7 protein-coding genes are annotated in these 8743 nt (G+C 28.9%); 5 read left to right on the top strand and 2 right to left on the bottom strand.

What is annotated here, in order from left to right; genetic code table 11:
* The coding region (locus tag Q0J90_RS13400; protein WP_297278386.1) for a glycine--tRNA ligase subunit alpha at nt 1-598 on the bottom strand (598 nt) is incomplete at its 3' end.
* Between the two features lie 245 nt (nt 599-843).
* On the opposite strand from Q0J90_RS13400, the gene adhE reads away from it, so the two are divergent.
* From adhE to Q0J90_RS13380, 4 genes are all read left to right on the top strand, one after another.
* Nucleotides 844-3447, top strand: coding sequence for a bifunctional acetaldehyde-CoA/alcohol dehydrogenase (gene adhE / locus Q0J90_RS13395; RefSeq protein ID WP_297278385.1), 2604 nt, complete (start codon nt 844-846; stop codon nt 3445-3447).
* 144 nt (nt 3448-3591) lie between these two features.
* Nucleotides 3592-4032 (top strand): MarR family transcriptional regulator, encoded by a 441-nt coding sequence (locus tag Q0J90_RS13390; RefSeq protein WP_297278384.1) that lies wholly within the window; start codon nt 3592-3594, stop codon nt 4030-4032.
* A 64-nt stretch (nt 4033-4096) separates the two neighbouring features.
* Nucleotides 4097-4525 (top strand): YkgJ family cysteine cluster protein, encoded by a 429-nt coding sequence (locus Q0J90_RS13385; protein ID WP_297278383.1) that lies wholly within the window; start codon nt 4097-4099, stop codon nt 4523-4525.
* Between the two features lie 14 nt (nt 4526-4539).
* Nucleotides 4540-6006: a radical SAM protein gene (locus Q0J90_RS13380; RefSeq protein ID WP_297278382.1), complete on the top strand. Its 1467-nt coding sequence runs from the start codon at nt 4540-4542 to the stop codon at nt 6004-6006.
* Between the two features lie 42 nt (nt 6007-6048).
* Here Q0J90_RS13380 and purH read toward each other — a convergent pair whose 3' ends face one another.
* Entirely contained in the window at nt 6049-7578 is a 1530-nt protein-coding gene (gene purH, locus Q0J90_RS13375) for a bifunctional phosphoribosylaminoimidazolecarboxamide formyltransferase/IMP cyclohydrolase (RefSeq protein ID WP_297278381.1), read from the bottom strand.
* Between the two features lie 288 nt (nt 7579-7866).
* On the opposite strand from purH, the gene Q0J90_RS13370 reads away from it, so the two are divergent.
* The coding region (locus Q0J90_RS13370; protein ID WP_297278380.1) for a hypothetical protein at nt 7867-8743 on the top strand (877 nt) is incomplete at its 3' end.

The raw sequence follows: 8743 nt of genomic DNA, 5'->3' as shown, positions 1-8743 counted from the left end.
TATATTTAGAGAATTCTCTTTCACTTTGTAAATGTACATCTCCGTATTTTATGCCATGTCCCCATTCCAAATCATATACATTATCAACATTCTGAAGATACATACATATTCTTTCAAGTCCGTAAGTAATTTCTCCTGCTATAGGCTTTAAGTTTACTCCTCCTACAGCTTGGAAATATGTAAACTGAGTAATTTCCATACCGTCAAGCCAAACTTCCCATCCTAATCCCCAAGCTCCTAAAGTAGGTGATTCCCAGTCATCATGTACGAAACGTATATCATGATCTTTGAAACTTATGCCTAATGCTTCTAAACTTTGTATATATAGATCCTGAAAATTTTCCGGAGATGGTTTCATTATAACTTGGTATTGATAATAATGCTGAAGTCTGTTAGGGTTTTCTCCGTATCTTCCGTCTGTTGGTCTTCTTGAAGGTTCTACATAAGCTACATTAAAAGGTTCCGGTCCTAATACTCTTAATGCAGTTGCTGGGTTAAAAGTCCCTGCTCCTACTTCTAAGTCATATCCTTGCTGTATTATACAATTATTTTCACTCCAGAATTTGTTTAAATTCATAATTAAATCTGAGAAAGTCATAATTAATTATCTCCGTTTATTATTTTAAAAAAATTATTTATTCATCAATTATATAACATGATTAATTTTAATGCTATCATTTTATCAAAAAATTATTACATTTAATCTCATAATTATATAATAATATATAAATTATTTTATATATATTGAAGTATGTATACAAATAACATAATAGGTATTGACATTATATATAATTAATAGTACAATATACAATATTTTTATCACAAATTGATAAGGGAGTAAAAATGAGTAAAGATAGTAAACCAAAAATAGAAAATCCTTTGCTTGATGAATTGATAATGAAAGCAAAAAAAGCACAGGAAATATATGCCTCTTTCACTCAAGAACAAGTGGATGCTATATTTAAAGCATGTGCTATTGCTATTAACAGCAGAAGAATACCTTTGGCAAAAATGGCATGCGAAGAAACCGGCATGGGAATAGTTGAAGATAAAGTTATAAAAAATCACTTTGCTTCAGAGTATATTTATAATAAATATAAAAATACAAAAACTTGCGGAATTATAAGCGAAGATATGGCTATGGGTATAAAAAAAGTTGCTGAACCTATTGGGGTTATAGCCGGTGTTGTTCCTACTACAAACCCAACATCAACAGCAGCATTCAAAGCATTGATAACATTAAAAACAAGAAATGCTATAGTATTTTCTCCTCATCCAAGAGCAAAAAAATGTACAGCAGAAGTATGTAAAATAATCAATAAAGTAGCAGTAGAACATGGAGCTCCTGACGGACTTATAGGCTGTATTGAAGAGCCTACAGTTGAGTTATCAGCTGCTTTAATGAGCCATCCGAAAATTGATTTGATTTTAGCTACAGGCGGTCCTGGTATGGTTAAAGCTGCTTATTCTAGCGGTAAACCTGCTTTAGGTGTAGGTGCCGGTAATACTCCTGCCATTATAGATGAAACAGCTGATATAAAAATGGCTGTAAACTCTGTTATTATGAGTAAAACTTTTGATAATGGTATGATATGTGCCAGTGAGCAAACTGTAGTTGTTGTAAAAAGTGTTTATGAGGAAGTAAAAAAAGAGTTCATTTATAGAGGAGCTTACTTACTCAATAAAGAAGAAAAAGCTAAACTCAGTAAGGTAATCATTATAGACGGAGCTTTAAATGCTAAAATAGTAGGACAGCCTGCTCATGTTATAGCAAAAATGGCTGGTATTACTGTTCCTGAAGAAACTAAAATACTTATAGGAGAAGCCAGCAGTATAAGCAAAGATGAAGCATTCTCTTATGAAAAATTGTCTCCTGTTCTTGGAATGTATAAAGCTGATAATTATGAAGATGCTTTAAATAAAGCACATAGTTTGATAGTATTCGGAGGATTAGGCCATACTTCTGTATTATACACAGATGAAGATAATCAAAAAGATAGAATAGAAAAATTCTATGAGAAAATGCCTACAGGAAGAATACTTATAAATATGCCTTCTTCTCAGGGAGCTATAGGAGATGTTTATAACTTTAGATTAGAGCCTTCTTTGACATTAGGATGCGGAAGCTGGGGTAATAATTCTACTAGTGAAAATGTTGGTGTTAAACATCTTTTAAACATTAAATCTGTAGCTTCAAGGAGAGAAAATATGTTATGGTATAGAGTACCAAGAAAAATATATTTGAAGAGAGGTTCTTTAGATGTTGCTTTAAGAGAATATGCTGAGAAAAAAAGAGCTTTAATTATAACAGACGGCCCTCTTTATAAATTAGGTATTACTGATAATGTTACTAAGGTATTGGATGATATAGGAGTAAGATATACTGTATTCTCTGATGTTAAGCCGGATCCTACTATAAGCACTGTAATGGATATATTAAAAGTTGCCAATGCTTTTGAGCCGGATTTGATTATTGCTTTAGGAGGAGGTTCTCCTATAGATGCTGGAAAAATAGCTTGGTTATTATATGAAAATCCTCAAGTAAAATTTGAAGATATAGCTATGGTATTTATGGATATAAGAAAAAGAATATGCGATGCCGGAGAGTTAGGAAAAAAAGCTGAATTTGTTGCAATACCTACTACTTCAGGTACAGGTTCTGAAACTACTCCTTTTGCCGTTATAACTGATGATGCTACACATATTAAATATCCTATTACTGATTATGCTCTTACACCTAATATGGCAATATTGGACGCTAATTTAGTTATGAGTATGCCTAAGAGTTTATGTGCTGCAAGCGGTATTGACTCTTTAACTCATGCTCTTGAGGCTTATGCTTCTATATGTTCTACTGAGTTCTCTAACAGCAATGCAGAAAAAGCTATTAAATTAATATTTAAATATTTGCCTTCTTCATATAAAGAGGGTGCTGAAAACCCTGAAGCAAGAGAACAAATGCATTATGCTGCTTCTTTAGCTGGTATGGCTTTTGCAAATGCGTTCCTTGGTATTTGTCACTCTATGGCTCATAAATTGGGTGCTGCTTTTAATATACCTCATGGTTTTGCTAATGCTCTTTTAATATGTCATGTTGTAAAATATAACTCTAATGAAAAGCCTACTAAACAAGGTTTATTCCCTCAGTATAAATATCCTCATGCTAGACAAAGATATGCTGCTGTTGCTGACTTGCTTGAGCTTGGCGGTAAAAACGAAACAGAAAAAGTAGCTAATTTAATTAAGGCTATAAACGGACTTAAAAAAGATTTGGATATACCTCTATCTATAAAAGAATATGGAGTATCTGAAAAAGACTTTATGGCTAAGCTTGATGATATAGTAGAACAGGCATTTAATGATCAATGTACTGGAGCTAATCCGGTTTATCCTCTTATGAAAGAATTAAGAGAAATTTATTTAGATGCTTATAACGGAGTATATTAATAAATAAAATAATTCTATAATTTTAGGCTGTCATTATTTGATAATGGCAGCCTTATTTATTATTTTTATACTTGTTTTATTTTAAATTTATTGTTTAATATAAAATATAATTAGAATAATAAATACTAAAAAGCAGGTATTTTAATGAAAAGTGAAGATATAAAAAAATATATGGAAGTTATATATGATTTTTGGTATACTTCTAATAGGTTTTATTATTTGTGGGCTAAACAATACGGCATTACTGATTTAGCTTTATTTACATTAAAGATAATATACGATAATAAAGAATGCGTACAAAGCACAATTACAGAAAAATTATCTATTCCTAAACAGACAGTATGTTCTATATTAGACAACTTTGAGAAAAAAGGTTATATAAAGAAAAAAGTTAATCCTAAAGATAAAAGAAATAGATTAATAAGTTTTACTAAAAAAGGAATAACATTTGCAGAGCCTATTTTAAAAGAATGTGAGAATTTAGATATAGTAATGCTTAAATGTTTAACTGAAGATAATATTAAAAACTATATAGATTCTCAAAAAAAACTTATTAATTTTATGGAAAATTATTTTAATAATTAATGTATTGAATTTTAATTAATTACTATTATAATATATATTAATATTATTATAAGGCGGTCTTATTTTGAAAGTCATTCCATCAGATAGTTTATTAAAAAACAGACAGGAAAAGGTAAGTGAAAAATTATGTGCAGACTGCAATTCTTTGTGCTGCCATGATTTAGTTATGGAAATATCTCCTCCTAAAAATGAAAATGAATTAAATACATTAAAGTGGTATCTTCATTTTAGACATTCTTTTATTTTTATACATGAAAACACATGGTATCACATGATAAGAAGCGAATGCAGATATTTGGATAAGAAAACATATTTATGCAAAAATTATGAAAATAGGAATGATATATGTTCTAAACATAGCCCTCCTAAATGCGAGAGATATGAAGAATGGTATGATGTTATTTTTGACGATCAGTATGAGCTTGAAAAATATGTATACGAAAATAAAATTATCAAGAAGAAAGGCAAAAGATCTGCCAAAAAGACTAAGTAATTATATATTGTATTATGAAGAAAAAACAAGTAAAGAAAGTATGTATAACATATCCTCCTTTTGAATATAATAATGGCTATCCATTAATATCTTTAAATAGACAATTTCAATGGCTTAAAAATCCATCATATGCATACCCTATAATACCATCTTATGCTGCTACTTTGCTTAAAAATAATGGTATAAATGTTATTTTTCTTGATACTATAGCCAGAAATATGACTACTATTGAATGGTTTAATTCTATAGATGAAATAGTTCCTGATTTGATTTTTTTTGAAGTAAAAACACCTATTATAAATTATATTTGGGATACAATAGACGTAATAAAAGAAAAATATAATAAAATGCTTGTTGTTTTAGCAGGAGATCATGTTACTGCCATGCCTGAAGAAAGTTTGATTAATTCAAAAGCTGATTTCATACTTACAGGCGGTGATTATGACATGCTTATGCTTAATTTGATTAATCATTTAAATTACGGTGAAAAATTAAATAAAGGCATCTATTACAGAACTTCTACAGGTAATATAAAAAGTACAGGTGCTTTTGTTTTGGAAAATTCTTTGGACAGACTTCCTTTTATAGATAGAAATTTAACAAATTGGAAACTGTATTCAAAAAAAAATGAACATTTTAAAAAGACTCCAGGAACTTTTATAATGTCAGGAAGGGGATCCTTATATAATAATTACAACAGTAATTCTTCAAATATATTATTCAATAATGTAAGGCTTAGAAATCCAATAAATGTAATAGATGAAATTGAATATTTAAATAAACGTTATGGTATAAAAGAAATTATTGACAGTAGTGTTTATTTTCCTACAGGTGAATGGCTTTCTATATTTTGCGAGACAATGAAAGAAAGAAAACTTAATAAAAAAGTATATATAGATTGTTATATGTATCTTAATGCTCTTGATTATCAAGATTATAAGATGATGAAAAAGTCAGGATTTAAAACTATAATATTTAATTTGCCTTCCGGAAACAACAGCACTATAGAAAAACTTGGAATAGTAAATAATACAGTTGATACTATGGTTGAATCTATAAAATTGGCTAGAAGAGCGGGACTTTTTACTGATATGATGGTAAAAATAGGCTATCCTTGGGAAACAGATGAAGATATAATAAATACTTTTAATGTTGTTAAATATTTAATGCTTAACGGTTATATTAATTCTATGAATGCTTCAATATTTGTTCCATATCCTGGTACTAAACTCTTTGAATATTGCGATAAAAATGGTCTTATAAAAACTAAGAATTGGTTTGATTACGATATGCGTCAAACTATAATGAATCTTCCTATTGAGGATAAAAAAATATTCAAATATATAGAATATTTTTATAATTTATCTTTTAATCCTTTTTATGTTATGCATAAAATTATCAATATAAGAGATATTTATGATATAATGTATCATTTAAGGTCATTTAAAAATATATTATCATATTACTTGAATTTAGAATAATAAAAAAGCGAAGCTAATAAAAATTAACTCCGCTTTAATTTATCAATGTTTAAAATGTCTTATTCCAGTAAATATCATAGCAATGCCATGTTCATTACAAGCATCTATTGATTCCTGATCTCTCATGGAACCGCCAGGCTGAATTATAGCTTTTATATTGTATTTAGCACAAGCATCAACAACATCCCTGAATGGGAAGAAAGCATCAGAAGCCATTACAACTCCGTCGCCTGCTCTCTCTAAAGCATCTTCGCAAGCCCATATTCTGTTAGTTTGTCCGCTTCCTATACCTTTAGCCATACAGTCTTTTATTACTACTATAGCATTTGATTTTGCATATTTTACAACCTTCATTCCGAATATTAAATTCTTCATCTCTTCTTCTGTAGGCTTTTTCTCTGTTACAACTTTATAATCTTCTATTAGAGTAGTATCTTCATCTTGTACAAGTAATCCGCCATCAACTTTAACAACATTAATTTTATCGCTGGTATTAGTTTTATATTTTATAATTCTTAAATTCTTTTTAGTTTTTAATACTTCCAAAGCTTCAGGAGTAAAGTCTTTAGCAATAACAATTTCTAAGAATATTTTAATAAGTTCTTTTGCAGTTGCTTCATCTACTGTGCTATTGAAAGCCACTATTCCGCCGAATATAGAAGTAGGATCGCATTCATAAGTTCTATTATAAGCCTCTAATACACTAGAACCCAAAGCAGCGCCGCAAGGAGTAGAATGTTTTATAGCAGAACAAGCATATTCTTTTTTAGCCTCATCAAATTCTAACACTATTTTTAAAGCTATATCCATATCTCTGATATTGTTAAATGAAAGTTCTTTTCCATTTAATTGTTCAAAATCTTTCATAGAACCTTTATCTGTAGTTGATACATAATAGCTTGCTCCCTGATGAGGATTTTCACCATATCTTAATTTCTCTTGTAATGCATAAGACATATTCAAATAATTAAGTTTTTTATCTTCTTTATTTTCTAATGAATTAAACATAAACTCAGAAACAGCAGCATCATAAGCAGAAGTTAAATTAAATACTTTAGAAGCTAAATATTTTTTTGTTTCAAAACTAACTTCCCCTTTTTCCATTTCGCTTTTTACTAAATCATAATCTTTAACATCACTTATAACAACAACATCTTTAAAAGACTTAGCAGCAGAACGAAGCATTGTAGGTCCGCCTATATCAATAAATTCAATCTTTTCTTCAAATTTTAAATTATTATCTTGTACTTTTTCAAAGAAAGGATAAAGATTAACTATAACCATATCAATAGGAGTTATTCCTCTCTCTTTAATAGTTTCCATATGAACAGGATTATCTCTTATAGCTAGTATTGCACCATGTATTTTAGGATCCAAAGTTTTTACTCTGCCGTCAAGCATTTCCTTAGCTCCTGTAACTTCAGCAACCTCTATAACTGGTATATTATTTTCTTTCAAATATTTATAAGTTCCTCCAGTAGAAACTATTTCCACATTTTTTGAAGTCAAGAATTTAGCAAAGTCTAATATTCCGTCTTTGTAGAATACAGATATTAATGCTCTTTTAATCATTGTATAACTCCTAATAATAGTTTTAATTTTGAATAAAGAATCAAAATGATTAATCAATTATAATATAAAATGCCTTATTGTAAAGAGTAATTTTAAAATACTAAAGAGTTAAATATAAAAATCTATAGACTTTTCTTAATTTAATTATTATTAGTTTAAAAAATATTTTTATATAAATATGTGTTAGGAAATACACTTTAATATATAATTATCATAATTGTAATTTTATATTATCTGTGCTATAATGAACAATTATACTCTTTTATTCATTTATTTATAGGATATTTTATGAAACATATAATACGTTTTTTCTTATGTATATTAATAACTGTATACAGGGGGGGGTATTTTTTGCATGCAAATACTACTGTAGATTTTAGACTATTTACAAGTTCCTATGCATATAATGGTGAAAATACATTTTGGCAGGATACAAGAACAACATTAACATATTTTGAAAATTTTACAGAAGGAGCTTTTGATATAAAATTTAATGATTTTATTACTTTAAGAGTAGGAGCTTCAGTATTTTTCCCATTTACATTTGAATTTCCTAAAGGTATAAGAGTATTTCCAATAGTAACAACTCAATTATCTAATGAATATGTGTCTTTGAAAATAGGTACAATGACAGGAGGACATAATCTTCCTTCACCCATAAGAGACCCTTTAATGGATATGACGCCAGTTGTACGCTCTACACCGGATAATACTTTAATAGCAAAAGGTCCTGAAGAATATCAATATAATGAACCTTTCACACATGGTTATTATGAATATGGTGCTTCTTTTCAATGGTTTAAAGGAGGTAATGGAGAGGTTTATATGAATTGGCAGATACAAAACAATGCCAAACATAGAGAAAGATTTGATGTAGGCGTTACTTATTCTATGGATTTTGCACATGAAATAGCAACTCCTTATATAGGAATTCACTATTGGCATAATGGAGGACATGAATATCCTTTTGTTGAAGGTACTCCGGCTATTACTGAAAATTATGTTGGAGCTATAGGTATTAATAGTTATTATTTATCAATACTTTATATGGCATCTTATAATATAACAGATAGAGATAATAATGTAACACAATTCGGACATGGAATATTTTTAAGAGGAACGATACCTGTAAAAACTTGGTTTGAAATAGAGCCTATAATATTTG

The sequence above is a fragment of the uncultured Brachyspira sp. genome (genome assembly GCF_944390595.1).
GTDB lineage: Bacteria > Spirochaetota > Brachyspiria > Brachyspirales > Brachyspiraceae > Brachyspira.
The sequence above is the reverse complement of the archived record's forward strand: the minus strand, read 5'-3'. Positions and strand labels throughout refer to the sequence as shown.

Excerpts from the sequence above, each read along its gene's own strand:
- adhE (WP_297278385.1), top strand. The coding sequence starts at position 844 with ATGAGTAAAGATAGTAAACCAAAAATAGAAAATCCTTTGCTTGATGAA.
- Q0J90_RS13390 (WP_297278384.1), top strand. The coding sequence starts at position 3,592 with ATGAAAAGTGAAGATATAAAAAAATATATGGAAGTTATATATGATTTT.
- Q0J90_RS13380 (WP_297278382.1), top strand. The coding sequence starts at position 4,540 with ATGAAGAAAAAACAAGTAAAGAAAGTATGTATAACATATCCTCCTTTT.
- purH (WP_297278381.1), bottom strand. The coding sequence starts at position 7,578 with ATGATTAAAAGAGCATTAATATCTGTATTCTACAAAGACGGAATATTA.